We start from the raw sequence: 17,835 nt of genomic DNA, 5'->3' as shown, positions 1-17,835 counted from the left end.
TCTTAGACAAAAGCTTTGCATTGCGCCTTGACGAAGTGATTTGAGTAATGACACGCCCTTACAATATTCTATTTCTTTGCACTGGTAACTCTGCTCGTTCAATTCTTGGTGAAGCCCTTGCGACAACTCTTAGTCATGGGCGCTTTATTGGGTATTCGGCAGGGTCACAGCCTAAAAAATTTGTTCATCCGATTGCATTAAAACTTGCTAGAGAAATGGGCTACCCATTAGAGCTACTTAGGAGTAAAACTTGGGATGAGTTTGGCACTGAAGTTTCACCCCACATGGATTTCATCATAACTGTATGTGATTCTGCGGCTGGCGAGGAGTGCCCATACTGGCCCGGTCATCCTGCAACGGCTCACTGGGGGTTTATGGACCCAACAAGTGAAGCAGATGATGAGCAAGCCATGTGGGATGCCTTTAGGAAAGTGGAGGTGGGCTTGCGTAATCGTATTGAATTGTTACTCGATCTGCCGATTGAAACACTGAATCATATGCAAGTACAAGATGAGCTCCATTCAATTCACCATCAATTTAACAAGTAAAATAAAACAAGGGAGTGGTTATGGCTACCTATAGCATTTATCATGCTGGCGCATCCCTTAACACCTATCAAAAATTTACCCTAGCTCAAGCAATCACGAAAATCCATGCTGAAGTTACTGGTGCAGAAGCTTATTTTGCTCAAGTTCTTTTCAAGGAATTAGACTTCCATGATTGCTTTATTGGTGGTGCTCTTCTTGATGAACCCCATATCTTTTTGAGTGGGCAAATTCGCATGGGCAGAAGTGAGCAAATAAAAAAACAACTGCTTGTTGAGTTTGAAATTGCAATTCAAACTGTTAGCAAATTGTCAGCGCATCAAATTTGGGCTTATATTGACGAAATTCCACCTAGCCAAATGATTGAGTATGGGCAGATATTACCGACTGTAGGGGATGACAGTGTCTGGTTTTCAACATTACCCGCAAGCATCCAAAAAAAGCTCACTTACCTAAATTCATAATCGACTCTCATTTTGTAATGGTATTAATATGTGTGGGTGTATTGATACTTAGGTAGCCCCCATGTCTTTAGAGCAGAAACCACAATTTGCCGTCCTGAGGTCTGTTGAGTCATTCAAAGACCCGCGCCCCAGTATTAAAAAGCGTATGGCTGATGGCAAGGCTTTACGTAAGGCAGTGAGCTTTGCTGAACAGGGCAAATACACGTCTCCCAAGAAACGAATCGACCCAGTAACAATATTGGAGGCACAGGCTAGTCAACGTATTGCGTCTTTGATTCCTATTCGTTATGAGCGTATGTTGCAGTCACCCTTTGCTTTTTTTCGAGGTGGCGCTGCCATCATGGCTCAGGACTTGGCAAATCAACCAATAACCAATGTGACTGTGCAACTTTGCGGTGATATGCATGTCTCAAACTTTGGTTTATTCGGAACTGCCGAACATCGATTAGTGTTTGGGATTAATGATTTTGATGAAACATTACCTGGAAGCTGGGAGTGGGATCTCAAACGTTTAGTTGCCAGTGCTGTAATTGCTTCGGATAGCCTGGGAGGTGACAAAGCCTTGGGTAAAAAGCTGGTCTATCGCATTGTTTCTGAATACCAGAAGCGCATGGATGAATACGCCAGAATGCCTTATTTGGATTTAGCCCAAGTCTTTATTGGTGAAAAGGATATCCGCAAACACTTTAGCAAGGAATATCAGAAGAAGCTGGATGTTTACTTGAGAGAGACAAAAGGACAGGGCAATATTCAGGTTCTCCAGAGTCTAACTACATTGGTTGGCAAGAACCGCAAAATTATTAATAGACCTCCATTAATTGAGCATTTTAAGAAAGATGCCTATGGAGTCCAATTGATAACGTTGATCGATAAAGCGCTATTAAATTATTCCAGCACCTTACTCGTAGATCGACAAGTTTTATTTCAACGCTACTCGCTAAAGGATTATGCTAGAAAAGTTGTCGGCGTTGGAAGCGTTGGTACCAATTGTATGGTCTTGTATTTCGAAGGCGATAGCGAACATGACCCATTATTTCTGCAATACAAAGAGGCTCAAAAATCTGTCCTCACACCTTATCTAGGTGAATCCATTTATCGTGATATGGGTCATCGTGTAGTGGCGGGTCAGCGACTACTTCAGGGTGCACCCGATATTTTCCTGAACTACGGCTCAGTTCAATACGATATCAACAAGAGTCAGGGATTCTATTTGCGCCAATTACGCGACATGAAAGGTGGTATCGGCATTGGTGTAGGAGGAGTTTCTTTAAAGAACTTTCCGGACTATGCAAAACTATTTGGATGGGCTTTAGCATTAGGACATGCACGCTCAGGTGATGCCGCTGTGATTGCGGGCTATTGCGGGCAATCTAGAGAGCTGACTGAAGCCTTATATTCATTTGCAAGATCCTATGCGAAGCAAAATCAGCAAGATTTCGAGGTATTTTCTAAGGCCGTGAAAAATGGCAGACTGCAGGCGGCAAGTAAAAAAACGGCGCTTTAGAGCAAAAATCAGTGTCACAGATCTGTCATCTTCTTTGTAGATATTAGACGATGAGCTATCTTCATCCTCTATAAGTCATCAATGAATATTTCACGCTTTCTCAAAATATCGCTATACGTTATTGGCATCTTGGCCATAAAAGTCACCCATGCCCAAGTAATTTATCCAATTGATAAAGCTGAAATTCTGGCAGGCTCAATATTTGATATCAAAGTTGAATTCAAGCAAGTTGTTAGCCCAACTGAAGTATCAATTGAAGTTAATGGCGTGCCAGTCAATAAAGTGATCAGCGCTAAGCCAGAATTTATTGCTGATGAAGGCGGTAAAGGTAGCTCAATCATTTTTCGTGATGTTCAGCTTCTCAAAGCTGGAAAATATAATGTTATAGCGCGTACACCTCAAGAAAAGCTGGTGGTTACTTGGGATGTTTATTCAAGTGGACCCCGCCGCGTTAAGAATGTCATTCTGTTTATTGGTGATGGCATGACAATTGCCAACAGGACAGCAGCACGCGTATTGTCAAAAGGAATTTCGGAAGGTAAGTACCAAGGTAGGTTGGCATTTGATGATATGCCGAGTACAGCAATGATTGGGACTTCAGGCTCTGACTCATTGATTACAGACTCCGCTAATTCTATGAGTGCATATACGACTGGTCATAAGACAGCTGTTAATGCAATGGGGGTGTATGTATCCCGCGCCAGTGATAACTTATCCCATCCTAAAGTTGAAACCATTACAGAGCTTCTGAAGCGTAAAACCAAAATGTCAGTTGGCATTGTGTCCGATGCTGAACTGCAGGATGCTACGCCTGGTGCGATGGTTGCCCATACAAGACGAAGGGCAGATAAGCAGTATATTGCCGATCAACTTTATTCAAGTGGTGTAGAGGTTATTTTGGGCGGTGGATCTGCTTACTTCTATCCCCAATCTACTAAAGGATCTAAGCGCAAGGATGAGAAAAATTTGCTTGAAATCTTTAAAGCTGATGGCTACCAAGTTGCTCTAACAAAGCAAGAATTGATCGCTGCTGCTGAAAATAAAAATACAAAAAAATTATTTGGCGTGTTTCATCCAGATAATATGGATGGATCTCTTGATCGTTTCTTTCTTAAAAAAAATACGGTCATGCATTACCCAAATCAGCCTGACTTAACAGAAATGACGCAGTCAGCGATCGATGTTTTATCCAGAAATGCAAATGGATTCTTCTTAATGGTTGAGGCGGCTTTGATTGATAAGTTCAATCACCCCTTAGATTGGGAGAGGGCCGCTTTTGACACCATCATGCTCAGCAATGCGGTGCAGATCGCTAAAGACTTTGCAAAAACTCACCCAGATACACTGATTATTGTTACTCCCGACCATACCCATAGCGGCTCTATTAGTGGTGTAGTGCACGACGATAGACCTGGTCCCTTACGTGAAAAGGTTGGCATTTATGCTGGAGCAGGGTACCCAAATTACCCCAAGGCAGATATTCAGGGTTATCCAAATCAGATCGATGTATCAAAACGCCTTGCATTTTTTTATGGCAACTATCCAGACCATTATGAGACGCTGCACCCAAAACTAGATGGCACCTTTGTGCCAGCAGTTAAAGGTGAGGGTAGTAAATATATCGCCAATCCAAAATATATACAGCTACAAGAAGATGCTATTCATGTTGGTGGAAATTTACCATCTCATCAAGATGTAGGCGTTCATACAGCTGACGATGCAGTCCTCAATGCTATGGGCCCTGGCTCAGAAAAGTTCAAAGGCTTTATGGACAACACCGAGGTCTTCAAGGTCATGGTTCAGACGCTGGGTCTTGGCTCTAAATAATTTTAATGGAATGGTAATGGAAGCGATAAGTAATATTGATCTTTCTTCTCTAGCTGATACAGCCATTAGTTTATCGACAGCCTTTTTCTTCGGAGCATTGATTGGCTTAGAGCGTCAGTACCGACAACGAACTGCTGGATTGAGAACCAATATTTTGGTTGCTATTGGCGCTGCAATATTTGTTGATGCAGCCAATCGCTTAACCGGTCATGATGGCGCTGTGCATGTAATGGCTTATGTTGTTTCAGGCATTGGCTTTTTAGGTGCTGGTGTGATCATGCGCGAAGAAGGTAATGTTAGAGGCATTAATACAGCCGCTACACTCTGGGCCTCAGGCGCTATTGGAGCTTGTGCTGGCGCCGATCTTATTCTTGAAGCAGGTCTGGCAACCATGTTTGTACTGGCAGCTAATACATTATTACGTCCAGTAGTGAGTTTTATTAATCGCCAGCCCCTTGATACAACTTCTGTTGAAGTTACCAACTCCGTATACATCATCACTCCCAAACATGCTCAGAAGATTGCTTTAAAACAATTTATAGATACTCTGGAGGCAGCTGGTTTTCAGGCCCAGGATGTAGAAGTTCATCAGTTTGGCAGTGATGAAGTAGAAATTCAGGCAGTGTTAACTGCCACCGCCGTTGATGGAAATGAAATGGATGCATTAATAGCTATGATTGCATCAAAAGACTATGTAAATCAGGCTTTCTGGAGTCCCAGTACAACTGATTAAGTTCCATTATTAATCTGACATAATCCTGAAATATTCACAGTTCAATATCTGTTTGTGAATACCACTCAAGAAAAACAGCAATCGACCATTACTTGCCCATATTGCCGGGCATCAGAGTCTCTTGAGATCCCAATAGGTTCATCTCAGCATCTTTATCGCTGCCGTGCTTGCAGCAGTATCTTGAAGCCAAAATCTGGTGATTGCTGCATTTTTTGTAGCTTTGGAGACTTGGATTGTTCTAGTGCGGAACAAAACCTAGCTGCATAGCCATATCCCTATTAGGCTAGACTGTTATTTCACCAATGTGTCATGGATTTTTCATAAAATAGACACATTCGACTGACTTTGGTTTTTTTAGGGACTATTTTGGCTATTCATTCTGACGAATCTGCATCTTCTGGCGACCTAGTTGCAGCAGTTGATTTGGGATCCAATAGTTTTCGGATGTTGGTGGCTCAGGCTGTTAATACACCATCGGGAATGCAGCTTCGCCCCATAGATACCCTGCGTGATTCAGTACGACTAGCCGCTGGCCTCACAGAAAACAAGCTCTTGGGTAATGATGCCTATCAAAGGGGTTTAACATCGATTAGACGTTTTGGCGAACGCATTCGAGGATTCAATCCATCTAATGTGCGTGCAGTTGCCACCAACACCTTACGTGTTGCTAAGAATGCCCCGCAATTTGTGAAAGATGCGCAAGAGGCTTTAGGCTTTCCAATTGAGGTTATTGCAGGGGTTGAAGAGGCGCGATTAATTTATATCGGTGCAGCGCATGAAGTTCCAGCAGTACAGGGAAATCGCCTAGTGGTAGATATTGGCGGCGGTTCTACCGAGTTTATTATCGGCAAAGGTTATGAACCCAAGCTGATGGAAAGTCTCTATATCGGTTGCGTTTCCCATAGCATGCGTTTTTTCCCTAAGGGCAATATTGATTCTCATGCATTTAAAGAAGCTGAATTAGCAGCTAGACGTGAGATCCAGGTTATTTCAGGTGCTTACCTAAAAAGTGGCTGGAATCAAGCGATTGGTTCCTCTGGTACCGCTAGAGCTCTTGCTGAATTAATTGCTGCCAACGACTTTAATAGCCATAGTGATGATTTGAATATGGGCCGTGTTCATACCTCTAGTGGGCTCATTACTCGCGATAGTTTACGTGCCATGAAGAAGCACCTACTTAAATATGAACATACTAGTGAAGTTGAGCTTTTAGGACTGAAGGATGATCGCAGGGCTGTCTGGCCTGGTGGCTTAGCCATCATGTTGGCAGTTTTCGATGAGCTTGGTATTGAGGAGATGGAGGTGACGGATGCTGCTTTGCGTACCGGAGTGCTCTATGACCTTCTAGGCCGCTCTCAACATCATGACATGCGTTATGTAACGGTAGAGCAGTTTATGCAGCGATATTCTGCAGACCGTGAACAAGCAGCCCGCGTTGGCAAACTTGCCTCTGAATTTTTACAGCAATTACCTAAACCAAATGCAGAGAGCAGGGCTGACAATATTGCACTGTTGCAATGGGCCGCTAATCTCCATGAGATTGGTCTATCCATTTCTCATAATGGTTATCATAAACATTCTGCCTATATAGCGGGTAACGCTGACATGCCGGGCTTTTCTAAGAATGATCAAGCCCGCTTAGCTGCACTGCTGATTGGGCATACCGGCAAATTAGGTAAGCTTGCAAATAACACTGGCTTTCATGATTGGCGCATGTTATTTTGCCTGCGATTAGCTCAAGTGCTTTGTCGTGGTAGAAGCGATGAAGACTTACCGAAGGTAAAAGTTTCTGAAAATGATGGTGCTTACCAGGTATGCATTTCTAAAGAATGGGCCCAAACCCATCCCTTAACAGAGTTCAGCCTACTAAAAGAAGCGGCCGAATGGTCTCGCATCGGCCGCTCTTACGAACTTAGTTTGAAGTAAAAAACGAGATTACAAACCTAAGAAGTGTTTTGCGTAACGCGGGTTGATATCCGATAAGCGCAACATGGTTAGCAAGTCTGCCGTATTAAAGTCTGGATCCCAAGCTGGAGAACTGCAAATCTTAGCGCCAAGCTTGAGGTAGCCCTTAATTAGTGGAGGGGCGTCGACTTCTAATCCACCGTTTAGTTTATCTAATGGCAGTGGAAGGCGAGGGAAGGCATGAAACTCCGTTGGCGCCATTTGATCGTCATTGAGAGAGTTGTACAAGCTCGCTGCAAAGTGGCCACCATCAGCCATCGGAATACTGGCGCAGCCCAGCATGATTTCATAACCATTCTTTTGCATATATTGGGCCAAGCCACTCCATAGGGCCATGATGACTGCGCCAGAGCGATAGTCTTGGTGGACACAGGAGCGACCTAATTCAACCAATTTTGGGCGTAAGTGATTTAGGCGGGATAGATCAAATTCCGCATCAGAATATAAGCGACCAATTTCTTGTGCTTTGTGTGGAGGTAACACGCGATAGGTACCAACCACTTTTAAAGTATCTTGGTCACGGATTAATAAATGATCGCAGTATGCATCGAATTCATCAATATCTAGACCTTCTGCATTTTGAGAGAGGTTTGCACCCATTTCTTCCGCAAAAACTTTGTAACGCAATCTTTGCGCTTCTTTAACTTCAGTAGAAGAGCTAGCCCATTCAATTTGAAATGATGGCTTCTTCGCTTTAGTAACTGGATTTACTGTTGGTGCTATTTCAACTGCAGCAATCTCTGCACGTGCTTTAGTAGCAAATTTCTTACCAAAGAGCTTCTTGGCTAGTTTTTTAGAAAGCTTCTTAAAGGGGTTTGATTTGGGGACAGTAAGTTTTTTCTCTTTTTTGATGGAGAAAATTTCAAAGGCGCCAATTGGGTTCGGAATATCTGACATAAATAAGCCTTATTGAATGTTTATATGACTGTAGAGGTCGTTTATTACAGTTTTAAGACAAGCGGAATGCATATTGCAGACCACATTAAAAGGGCAATGAATAAGGCTAGCATTACGGCCGCAGAGCCAAAATCTTTGGCTCTTTTGGATAAATCATGGTGCTCAAAAGAGATGCGATCAATGGCAGCTTCAACGCTAGAATTTAATAACTCCACAACCAGCACCATAATCAATGAAGAAATCAGTAAAGCTTTTTCTAAGTTGGTGGTTGGCAGGTAAAAAGCTACGGGAGTCAATATTGCGAATAGGGTGAGCTCTTGTCTGAATGCACTTTCTTCTAAAAAAGCATAAACCAAACCACACCAAGAGTTCTTGGCAGCATGCCATGCCCTTGTTAATCCTCGATTACCTTTATGAGGATTTTGGTTAATGTGGTATTTAGAATTCAGGAGAGACCTTCTAGGCTATTGCTGTCACGTGCACTTGAGGAGATGGAACTGGCTTGAGATGATTTACAAATTGCTCCGAAGCAGCCCTCCATGAGAATTTCTCTGCATGGGCACGTGCAACTTCGCGAGGAATCTTTAAGGCCGCAATACAGGCTTCGCGCAAATCTTCATGCATAGCACCAGCTGGAGAGTTGCCCAACACATCGATGGGGCCGGTTACTGGATAGGCGGCTACAGGTGTACCGCAGGCCATTGCTTCAAGAAGAACTAAGCCAAACGTATCGGTTTTGCTGGGGAACACAAAGACATCAGCAGCTGCATATACTTTGGCCAATTCATGTTGCTGCAATACACCGAGATAGTTGATATCAGGATATTTCTCCTTAATGCCAGCCATTGCAGGACCATCGCCAACTACCCACTTTGAGCCTGGTAGGTCAATTTCTAAGAATGCATTGATATTCTTTTCAACAGCAACACGACCAACATATAAAAAGATTGGATGCGCCGTATTAAGGGCTTTGGATTCTTGCATCTTGAAAATATCGAGGTCTACGCCTCTTGACCACAACACCACATTGCTCAGGCCATACTTCTCTAAATCATCCTTCACAACAACAGTTGGAGCCATTACTGCCATAGATGGGCCATGGAACCAACGTATAAAAGCATAGGTAATCGCTAGTGGGATACCTGTACGCGCCTTCACATACTCAGGAAAGCGTGTGTGATAAGCGGTAGAGAATGGTAGGTTGTTCTTCACTGCATAAGAGCGCGCTGATAAACCTAGTGGACCCTCAGTTGCAATATGCATTGCATCTGGTGCAAATTCTTTAATGCGGCGCGCCACTTCTTTCCCTGGGAATAGAGAGAGGGCAATATCTGGGTAAGTTGGGCAAGGAATTGACTTAAAGCCATTCGGAGTAATCATGTCAACTTCATGACCCATTGCTGTTAGTTCGGCCCGGGTTTGTTTCAAGGTACGTACAACACCATTGACCTGTGGATCCCATGCATCGGTGATGATCATAATTTTCATAGTGCAGCCTCTTTGATGAGTGGTTGAACGGCAGGTTGGAAAGCAATTTCAGGGGCTTCTAGTGGCTCACCTTTGATATGTGGCCAATGAACAATTTTGAGCTCGCCAGTATGGGTTTCAACTAGTGCAGTTAAGCTCTCCACCCAGTCGCCATCGTTGCAATAGAGCAGGCCGTCAATTTCACGGATCTCGGCTTTATGAATATGACCACAAACAACGCCATCACAGCCACGCAGACGCGCTTCTCTAGCCATAATGTGTTCAAAGTCAGCAATATAGCTAACGGCATTCTTCACTTGGTGCTTGAGGTATTGAGAGAGTGACCAGTATTGCAGGCCCATCTTGACCCGCAACATATTGAAATAACGATTGATATACAGAATGAAGGAATACAGGGTATCGCCTACATATGCCAACCATTTGGCGTATTGCATTACACCGTCAAATAAGTCGCCGTGGGTAACCCAGAGTTTTCTACCATCTAAAGTTGTATGGATGCATTCCTCTACAACCTTTACATCACCAAATGACATGCCAAAGAATTGTCTGGCACTTTCATCATGATTGCCAGGGACATAGATGACTTCAGATCCTTTACGAGCCTTCCGTAATAGCTTTTGAACCACATCGTTATGAGCTTGGGGCCAGTAGAATGATTTTTTCAGTCTCCAACCATCAATAATGTCACCAACTAAGTAGAACTTATCCGCTTCGTTGTGCTTTAGGAAATCGAGGAGGTAGTTTGCCTGACACCCTGATGTTCCTAGGTGTACGTCTGAAATCCAGATGGCTCTGTAATGCATCATGAAACAACATTAGGCCAAGTGACTGTGTAAGCATCATGACAGTTCTAAGACACTTTTATGACGATGCATAAATGATTTACGATAGTGAATATAGCCAGCCAATATGACACATACAATGCAATCCTCGCAACGTGCTACCCCATTTTTTCTATACATGACACTCTGGTTTCTAGTGTGGTTACATGTATTGCGCGGGGTAATGACCTTGCTAGTGCTTTTTCCATTCCTTAATGCTAATAGCAAAAAGCAACATATCCAAAGATGGTCAAAACGACTATTGAAGATTTTCGGTATTCAGTTGCAAGTTAATAATGCAGATGCTCTTATAGACTCCTCCTATTTACTGGCAGCTAATCACGTGTCCTGGATGGACATTCATGCGATTAATACTTTTAAACCCATTCGCTTTGTAGCGAAGTCCGAAGTTGAACAGTGGCCAATTTTTGGTTGGATGGCAAAACAGCTGGGAACGGTATTTATTAATCGGGAGAGCTCCAGGCATGCGAGGCAGGTTGTTACTAATATGGCCGTACTATTAACTACCCAGTCTATTTGTATTTTTCCTGAAGGTACTTCCACCATCGGTAAAAGTGTTCAGACTTTTAAGCCCAATTTATTTGAAGCGGCTGCTCAAGCAGAAGTTCCGGTATGCACTCTAGCTCTGGCGTATTTCGATCGCATTACTGGACAACATTCTGAAGTTCCAGCTTTTATCGGCGACATGGGCCTGATCGGTTCTATGGCCAGCATATTGAAAAATAGAAGACTCAGGGTAGAGTTGACGTTTTTCCCGCCTCTCAATATTGAATTAACTCAACCGATCGACCGAAAGACGCTTGCACAGCATAGCGAGGCGCGAATAGCCCAATACTTAGCAAAAAACTGCAATTAGATGCGTTGTAATATTAATGTCATATATTTACTCTAAAAGTACTAATCTAGTAATGGTTTAGATCATATGACATCAAAACATAAAGAGATGGCTGAGTGGTACCAACGTGCTCAAGAAGAAATTCTGGATAGCATGGATGAAGAGCTCGAGATGGAGATGGATGATGGCCGCCTCTCTTTTGATGGCGATGGCAATTCAAGCGTACCCCGCAATGTTTACTTCAAAGAGTTATTCAGACTCCAAAGCGAACTAGTCAAATTACAAGACTGGGTTGTTGCTAATAAAGTGAAGGTTGCCGTTCTATTTGAAGGACGTGATTCAGCAGGTAAAGGTGGCGCTATTAAGCGTATTAGCCAACGCCTCAACCCACGCGTTTGTAAAGTTGTTGCATTGCCGGCGCCAAATGAACGCGAGAGAACCCAATGGTATTTCCAACGTTATATTTCACAATTACCTGCAGGCGGAGAGATCGTATTATTTGATCGTAGTTGGTACAACCGCGCTGGCGTAGAAAAAGTCATGGGCTTTTGTACTAATGAAGAGTACCAAGAGTTTTTAAGGACCGTCCCAGACCTTGAGCGCATGATGATCAACTCTGGAATCATTCTCATTAAGTATTGGTTTTCTATTTCAGATGAAGAGCAGTACAACCGCTTCATGATGCGCATTCATGATCCCTTGAAGCAATGGAAGTTAAGTCCAATGGATCTTGAAGCGCGCCGCCTATGGGAAGCCTATACCAAGGCTAAAGAAACTATGCTGGAGCATACCCATATCCCTGAGGCTCCATGGTGGGTCGTTGCAGCAAATGATAAGAAAAAAGCTCGCTTAAACTGTATCAGCCATCTCTTGACTCAAATTCCGTATCACGAAATTGCACATCCAGAGATCACGCTTCCAGCTCGAGTCCACAACCCAGATTACTTGCGTGGACCCGTGCCCCCTGAGATGTACGTTCCAGATCTGTATTAAAACGTACCCCGTATCCCAAGCATGAAACTTCTTCCTGGTTGCGGTGCATACAGTCTGACCGCCATTGGAGTGGTTGCATACCGAATCTGCTCGTTGAGTAAGTTCTTCATATTCAGATAAACAGTCCAATTCACCTGTTGAATTTTTTCTGTATACGAAATGCCAGCATTTAATAGGTTGTAGCTTGGCGCTGGACCCTGTTCCCAACTTGCTAAGCGATTTTGCTGGTAGCTATAGACGTAGGTGGCACTAGTGAGCCAGCCATTGCGTTGATGCGCTATCTCAGCGCCCAGCCTTGGTGCCGGTTGCAAGGGTAAATTACCGCCTGCATCAAAGCTTCCTTGTGAGGCATCACCAAAAACTCTTCCTCCAAGGCCTTGCTCACGCCAGTTATAGGTTAATTCTCCCTCAATACCTTTAATGGTTGCGGCTGCTTGCTGGGAGGTGACAACGCTAAAGCCATCGCCTTCTTGACCGCCATTACTGATGGAATTACCGGTGTAATAGCCATAGATGTAATTATTAAATCGATTGGCATAGACGCTAGCCTTACCGCGAAGCAAACCAATATTTCTTTGTAAATTGAACTCTAAGTTATGAGAGGTTTCTTTACTGAGATTAGGGTTACCAATATCAAAGGTTGCCGTAGATTCATGAGCGCCGTAGGAATACAGCTCTTGCGCACTAGGAGCACGTTGTGAAACCGTATACGCTACACCAGCACCATGGCCTTGAATAAAGTTCCACAATCCACCCGCAGAATAAGACATCAAATTAAAGTTCCGATTTTGCAAGGTGATGCCTGGAGTAGGGGTCCCTTGAGCCGTATCCTGCGCCTCTAAAGTCGTTGATGTATTGGGATTTTGAGCAACGCTGTTATAGCGCAGACCCAAGTTGCCTTGAAGCGAATTCCATTTGCCTTCCTCAATCCAGAATAGAGCATTGGAATTGGTCTTAGTAGGTGGCACGATCGCATAGCTTCCGGTGCCAACTTCTGTTGCATTGAGAGAGGAGGCGGTTACCTGTGCGCCAAAGGTACCTCTCCAGCCTAGAAGAGGGTTATGAGCCAATTCAAAGCGCGCTTCATTGGCAATATTCTTCCAAAGTGCTGCTGCTTCACCAGCATTGGTAAATTCAGTATGGCTGTAGTTGCTATTGGCAGCACTAAATTTGAATGATGAGAAGCCAGCAAAAGGATCACGCGTTTGATGCTGAAAGTCGTAACGGTTCTGCGACTGATTGATTGAGCCACCTTCAGGTGTCGGAATGCCATAGTTGTTGTTTAAGCGTTCAATCGATACACCGGTGTAACCATTCTGTCCAATATAAGAAACACCAACGCCTAAATTGTTTTGATTGCTAAAGGTATTGGGTAGCTTGCCTGTGTAGTTATTGCCGCCATTGCCTTCTGGCGGGACTGTCCAGCCTCCGATGGGCTCGCCTTGTGATTGTGTCGAGCTGCCAGGTATACGGTAATTATTGGCATTATTAATTGCGGTATCGACGTGAACGGCTACCGATCCGATTGCGCCATCGACCTCAAGTGATCCAGCACGACCATTATTTACAGTTTCATAACTCGTATTAATCGCACCCGTTGCTCTATCAGGAAGATTGGTTAGGATGCGATCATTCACCACATTCACCAAGCCACCGCTTGAGCCTGAGCCGTAGAGAAGGGCGGCAGCACCTCGCAAAATCTCGACTTGGTGGGTGTTTTGCATATTGTTGCCAACAGCATGATCTTGAGAGATGTTGGATACATCTCCAACAGACAGGCCATTTTGCAAAATCTGCACTCGAGAACCCTCTAGGCCGCGTATTACCGGACGAGAAGAGCCAGCGCCATAGCCTGTAGCAGAAACGCCTAATTCATTTGCAAGTGTTGCCCCAAGTGTTGTCCCCAATTTATTGAGCAACTCATCGCCTTGCAAGACCTTCGTTGGAGTCAAGATGCTTTGGGCGGCCTCTTGTGATCCAGTAGCGGTAATTTCTAGATTGGATGTCTGTGCTTTTGCTGAGCTAAATAGCAATCCATAAATGGAAACAGACAAAATTGTTTTGTAAACAAACAAAGAATGTTTGTGATTCATTGATAATTTCTCACTCCATACAACATCGATGAGATGTTGCTCTAATCGAAAGCCTGGGTAAGGCCCAGACCGCTATTGCGATTACAGAATGAAAGTAGGGGGAGCGCGCGATTGGTATGCAGTGGCAGAGGATTCAGCAAGAATTGAATCTACCGAAATAACCATCGCAGAGATAGGATCGGGATGGCGAACTACATCAGTTCCGCCAACCGGTACAAATCCAGCTAATGTCAGCGCATCAAATAAATGGCAGGCATCCGAGCTATGGGTAATGCCAGCAGCAGCATCATCAGCAGAGCACTTTTCAACACTCTGGCTATGTAAACCAGCATGAGAAACGCTATGGTTAAAGCCAATCCAGTGGGTACCTAAAAGGCAAAAAAGGAGCAAAGATACTGTAAGAGTAGCTTGAAAACGCTTTAGATATTTGCTGGAAAAATAGGCAACCATGCACCGAATCTTACAGGATTTGCCCGAAAGAGCCCTGTCAGTGTAGAATATCGTTTCCGTCGGAGTGTAGCGCAGCCTGGTAGCGCACCTGCTTTGGGAGCAGGGGGTCCAAGGTTCGAATCCTTGTACTCCGACCACTTTCCCTTATTGTTCTAGAAATACCCAGCATATAACTGCCCATAGCTCAGCTGGATAGAGCAACGCCCTTCTAAGGCGTAGGTCGCACGTTCGAATCGTGCTGGGCAGGCCAAATTTCTTAAATAAATGCTTTAAACAGCTCTCTAATACTCGGTACTCGTACCTAAGAGCATTTATACCCTATTTGGGGGACCATTAGGGGACCAAAATTATTACAAGGTGTGGCTAGGAATACTCTAGATTCCTCAAGCTTTTTTTGCTTATCTGTTTTAATAGAAAACAAGCAAATAGGGGAATAAATATGAAATCACTTCTAACTACAGTCTTAATAGCCCTTGGGCTTGCTGGTTGTATGTCTATAGACCCAACTCCATTTAAGGGGCCAAGCGGTAAGCAGGGATATTCAATGCGTTGTAGCGGAATGGGTAGAACTTTGGATGCTTGCTATCAGAAGGCAGGCGAAGTATGCCCTAGTGGATATAACATCGTTGACCGTTCATCTGGCACTGTAGGATTCATGAATCAAGGAACATTCATGATGGCGCCTCAAAATGGTTTAGTTATCGAGTGCAAGTGATTAACTTTTAGCCTTATAAGTCTTTACCGTCCCCAACTTTTTACAGTTCCAATACTGAGGCTTTACATCATAAGCAGGGTTATACCAAGTAACCTTCATCTCCCTTGGGGAAAAGGATGTATTAGCCTTGCTATATGAAATAGTGGGCTGGCCTTTGTTGTATGTCACCCAGCCGAATTGCTTAACCCATTGCCCATCAATCCAAAACCAAAAAGGAGTATTTTGGTTATCGATATTCACAGCGAAAGTTTCGGTGATTCCACCGCATGAATAAACAGAAGATGCTTGATTTAAAGTTTTTATTTGCTGCCAAGACTCTTGATCAAGAATCCATCAAACTGCTTGATGGTGATCTGACCCTCTAAGTTAGTGCCAGGTACTGAAAAGCAAAAGGCCCAAGCTGCGATTGACTTTATTCGCGAGCTAGAAGATGCTGAATATTTGCTTAATTCACAAACGAATGATGCTAAACCGATAGATACACAAGACAAGGCCCAGTTTAGTAAGCTCATACAGTCTATTCGGGCATTAAAGCTCAATGCTTCATAAAATGAGACTTTGAAAGCATTAAGCTCCGATACTATTTTGTCGGTTTACCCGACATCTTTGCCATCGGACCATCCAGCCGCCTGCGAATGTCAGTAGTTGCAATCAGCCTCTAAGGCCCAGGTCGCACGTTCGAATCGTGCTGGGCAGGCCACTTTTTGGGATCTACGCAGATTGCACTCAGAAATACCCTATGTCAGTGCAGCGCATAATTTTAAGCTGTAATTTCTACCAAAATCTCGGATTAGCCTTTATCCAGGCGCTTGCCAAGTAACATTGATCACCACTAAATGCCATTTCTGGAGATTGATCTAGTAGTGAGCCAGCTTCCATGTGCATGAGATTCTTTGAAAATGGCTGCACTATGCTATTTTCATCTCGCTTCATAATGAATTCTGGATTTAGCTCTGAGGTATGGTTCAAACCTGCAGCCATTAGAATTTCTGAAAGTGCGTGAAGCGTATTTTGATGGTAATGATAAACACGATCACCTTTATCTTCTGGGTCTAGAGCTCTTTGCCTTAACTGATTTTGGGTTGCTACTCCGGTAGGACACTTATCCGTATTACAAGTTCTAGATTGAATACACCCAATAGCAAACATAAAACCCCTTGCAGAATTGCACCAATCAGCACCTATTGAGCATACCCTGACAATGTCAAATGCAGAAATGATTTTTCCTGCAGCGCCAATCTTCACTCTATCTCGAAGATTTGCTGCAATCAATGTAGTGTGAATCAAGCGCAGGCTATCCCGCATTGGCATCCCAATATGGTCAATAAATTCAACAGGAGCTGCTCCAGTTCCTCCTTCGCTACCGTCAACAACAATAAAGTCTGGAGCTAATCTTGTTTCAATCATCGCCTTTAGAATAGCAAACCAATCATCTGGTTTTCCAACGCACAACTTGATGCCAACTGGCTTGCCACTTGATTTTTCCCTTAAGGTAGTAATAAATTCGAGCATTTCAACGGGATTGTTAAAAGCGGTATGCCGACTAGGCGAAATACAATCAACCCCCATAGGCACTCCACGGGTTTGGGCAATTTCAGCGGTAATCTTGGCTGCTGGCAAAATTCCACCGTGACCTGGTTTTGCGCCCTGAGATAATTTAATCTCAACCATTTTAATTTGTGGGTCAGCGGCAACTTGAACGAACTTCTCTAGGTCAAACCGCCCATCATCAAATCGACAGCCAAAGTAACCAGAGCCGATCTCCCATATGAGATCGCCGTCATGTACTTTATGATATTTAGATACCGATCCCTCGCCGGTATCTTGAGCAAAGCCACCTAGTTTTGCACCTTTATTTAATGCAAGAATTGCATTGGCCGACAAAGACCCAAAACTCATCGCTGAAATATTAAAAATAGAAATTGAGTAAGGTTGTGCGCAATTTTGATTTCCAATATTCACTCGCAAGCTATTAGGATTAATTGCTATTTGCGATGGAGCATTAGAGTAGCTTAGCCACTCATGCCCATTCGAATAGACATTTTCAATTGTTCCGAAAGGGCGCTGATCTGATAAATTCTTTGAGCGCTGATATACCAAAGCGCGTTGATTTCGTGAAAACGGTAATTTTTCGCTATCCGACTCCAAAAAGTACTGGCGCACTTCAGGGCGAATAAATTCAAGCCAAAATCGTAAGTGACCAATGACTGGATAATTACGTAAAATCGCATGCTTTTTTTGTATCTGGTCCATTACGCCAACTAGACCTAAAGTTGTAAAGACAAAAAATGCAAACCAAATTTTAGCTATGGAATTATCTAGAATAAGTAAGTAGCCAGAATAGATGCTGAGCACTACGGATAATTGCCAAATAAAGTAACGGGTCATATTTTCCTTGTAATTTGTTTATTAATCATACAAATAAAAGCAACAGATTTAGAGTCTTTTATTGCGGGGTAATTTTTAAATGGTTTTTAAACGACA

The 17,835-nt window shown here is 43.6% G+C and carries 18 protein-coding genes and 2 tRNA genes; 13 read left to right on the top strand and 7 right to left on the bottom strand.

Translation table 11 applies throughout. The features are described from left to right. The first annotated feature begins 47 nt into the window (after positions 1-47). From ICN13_RS04505 to ppx, 7 genes are all read left to right on the top strand, one after another. Positions 48-548 carry an arsenate reductase ArsC gene (locus ICN13_RS04505; RefSeq protein ID WP_216139147.1) on the top strand — a complete coding sequence of 167 codons (501 nt, stop codon included), beginning with the start codon at positions 48-50 and terminating at the stop codon, positions 546-548. A gap of 20 nt (positions 549-568) precedes the next feature. After that, entirely contained in the window at positions 569-1,009 is a 441-nt protein-coding gene (locus ICN13_RS04500) for a tautomerase family protein (RefSeq protein WP_216139146.1), read from the top strand. 61 nt (positions 1,010-1,070) lie between these two features. Continuing rightward, positions 1,071-2,513, top strand: a complete 1,443-nt coding sequence (locus ICN13_RS04495; protein ID WP_216139145.1) for a DUF2252 domain-containing protein — start codon at positions 1,071-1,073, stop codon at positions 2,511-2,513. Between the two features lie 81 nt (positions 2,514-2,594). Then, positions 2,595-4,340 (top strand): alkaline phosphatase, encoded by a 1,746-nt coding sequence (locus ICN13_RS04490; protein ID WP_216139144.1) that lies wholly within the window; start codon positions 2,595-2,597, stop codon positions 4,338-4,340. 10 nt (positions 4,341-4,350) lie between these two features. Beyond that, entirely contained in the window at positions 4,351-5,073 is a 723-nt protein-coding gene (locus ICN13_RS04485; protein WP_216139301.1) for an MgtC/SapB family protein, read from the top strand. A 54-nt stretch (positions 5,074-5,127) separates the two neighbouring features. Then, entirely contained in the window at positions 5,128-5,340 is a 213-nt protein-coding gene (locus ICN13_RS10195) for a GDCCVxC domain-containing (seleno)protein (protein WP_370622950.1), read from the top strand. Between the two features lie 99 nt (positions 5,341-5,439). Continuing rightward, positions 5,440-6,999 (top strand): exopolyphosphatase, encoded by a 1,560-nt coding sequence (gene ppx, locus ICN13_RS04480; protein ID WP_255534035.1) that lies wholly within the window; start codon positions 5,440-5,442, stop codon positions 6,997-6,999. Between the two features lie 9 nt (positions 7,000-7,008). Here the strand turns inward: ppx and ICN13_RS04475 are convergent, their stop codons facing one another. The 4 genes from ICN13_RS04475 to ICN13_RS04460 are packed head-to-tail and all read right to left on the bottom strand — an operon-like array spanning position 7,009 to position 10,229. Then, positions 7,009-7,935 carry a GNAT family N-acetyltransferase gene (locus ICN13_RS04475; RefSeq protein WP_216863989.1) on the bottom strand — a complete coding sequence of 309 codons (927 nt, stop codon included), beginning with the start codon at positions 7,933-7,935 and terminating at the stop codon, positions 7,009-7,011. A gap of 44 nt (positions 7,936-7,979) precedes the next feature. After that, positions 7,980-8,384 (bottom strand): diacylglycerol kinase, encoded by a 405-nt coding sequence (locus ICN13_RS04470; RefSeq protein ID WP_216139298.1) that lies wholly within the window; start codon positions 8,382-8,384, stop codon positions 7,980-7,982. 10 nt (positions 8,385-8,394) lie between these two features. Further along, positions 8,395-9,423, bottom strand: a complete 1,029-nt coding sequence (locus ICN13_RS04465; protein ID WP_216139143.1) for a glycosyltransferase family 1 protein — start codon at positions 9,421-9,423, stop codon at positions 8,395-8,397. Beyond that, a complete protein-coding gene (locus ICN13_RS04460; protein WP_370622949.1) occupies positions 9,420-10,229 on the bottom strand; it encodes a UDP-2,3-diacylglucosamine diphosphatase in 810 nt (269 codons plus the stop codon). Before ICN13_RS04460 ends, ICN13_RS04465 begins: the two co-directional genes overlap by 4 nt. Positions 10,230-10,428: 199 nt before the next feature. On the opposite strand from ICN13_RS04460, the gene ICN13_RS04455 reads away from it, so the two are divergent. Continuing rightward, on the top strand, positions 10,429-11,121 hold the full coding sequence (locus ICN13_RS04455; RefSeq protein ID WP_216139142.1) for a 1-acyl-sn-glycerol-3-phosphate acyltransferase: 693 nt from the start codon (positions 10,429-10,431) through the stop codon (positions 11,119-11,121). A 66-nt stretch (positions 11,122-11,187) separates the two neighbouring features. Next, a complete protein-coding gene (gene ppk2 / locus ICN13_RS04450; RefSeq protein WP_216139141.1) occupies positions 11,188-12,093 on the top strand; it encodes a polyphosphate kinase 2 in 906 nt (301 codons plus the stop codon). Here ppk2 and ICN13_RS04445 read toward each other — a convergent pair. Continuing rightward, positions 12,090-14,186, bottom strand: a complete 2,097-nt coding sequence (locus tag ICN13_RS04445; RefSeq protein WP_216139140.1) for a TonB-dependent receptor — start codon at positions 14,184-14,186, stop codon at positions 12,090-12,092. The genes ppk2 and ICN13_RS04445 overlap by 4 nt on opposite strands. 81 nt (positions 14,187-14,267) lie before the next feature. Beyond that, a complete protein-coding gene (locus tag ICN13_RS04440) occupies positions 14,268-14,636 on the bottom strand; it encodes a hypothetical protein (RefSeq protein ID WP_216139139.1) in 369 nt (122 codons plus the stop codon). Positions 14,637-14,696: 60 nt separating this feature from the next. Here ICN13_RS04440 and ICN13_RS04435 point away from each other — a divergent pair. The 4 genes from ICN13_RS04435 to ICN13_RS04420 all read left to right on the top strand — a co-directional run bounded on the left by ICN13_RS04435 (position 14,697) and on the right by ICN13_RS04420 (position 15,900). Continuing rightward, positions 14,697-14,773, top strand: a tRNA-Pro gene (locus ICN13_RS04435). Between the two features lie 36 nt (positions 14,774-14,809). Then, positions 14,810-14,886, top strand: a tRNA-Arg gene (locus ICN13_RS04430). 189 nt (positions 14,887-15,075) lie between these two features. Continuing rightward, positions 15,076-15,351: a hypothetical protein gene (locus tag ICN13_RS04425; RefSeq protein ID WP_216139138.1), complete on the top strand. Its 276-nt coding sequence runs from the start codon at positions 15,076-15,078 to the stop codon at positions 15,349-15,351. 369 nt (positions 15,352-15,720) lie between these two features. Further along, on the top strand, positions 15,721-15,900 hold the full coding sequence (locus ICN13_RS04420) for a hypothetical protein (protein ID WP_216139137.1): 180 nt from the start codon (positions 15,721-15,723) through the stop codon (positions 15,898-15,900). 225 nt (positions 15,901-16,125) lie between these two features. Here ICN13_RS04420 and ICN13_RS04415 read toward each other — a convergent pair whose 3' ends face one another. After that, entirely contained in the window at positions 16,126-17,739 is a 1,614-nt protein-coding gene (locus ICN13_RS04415; RefSeq protein ID WP_216139136.1) for an FMN-binding glutamate synthase family protein, read from the bottom strand. Between the last annotated feature and the right edge of the window lie 96 nt (positions 17,740-17,835).

The organism is Polynucleobacter sp. MWH-Berg-3C6 (assembly GCF_018881855.1).
GTDB lineage: Bacteria > Pseudomonadota > Gammaproteobacteria > Burkholderiales > Burkholderiaceae > Polynucleobacter.
The sequence above is the reverse complement of the archived record's forward strand: the minus strand, read 5'-3'. Positions and strand labels throughout refer to the sequence as shown.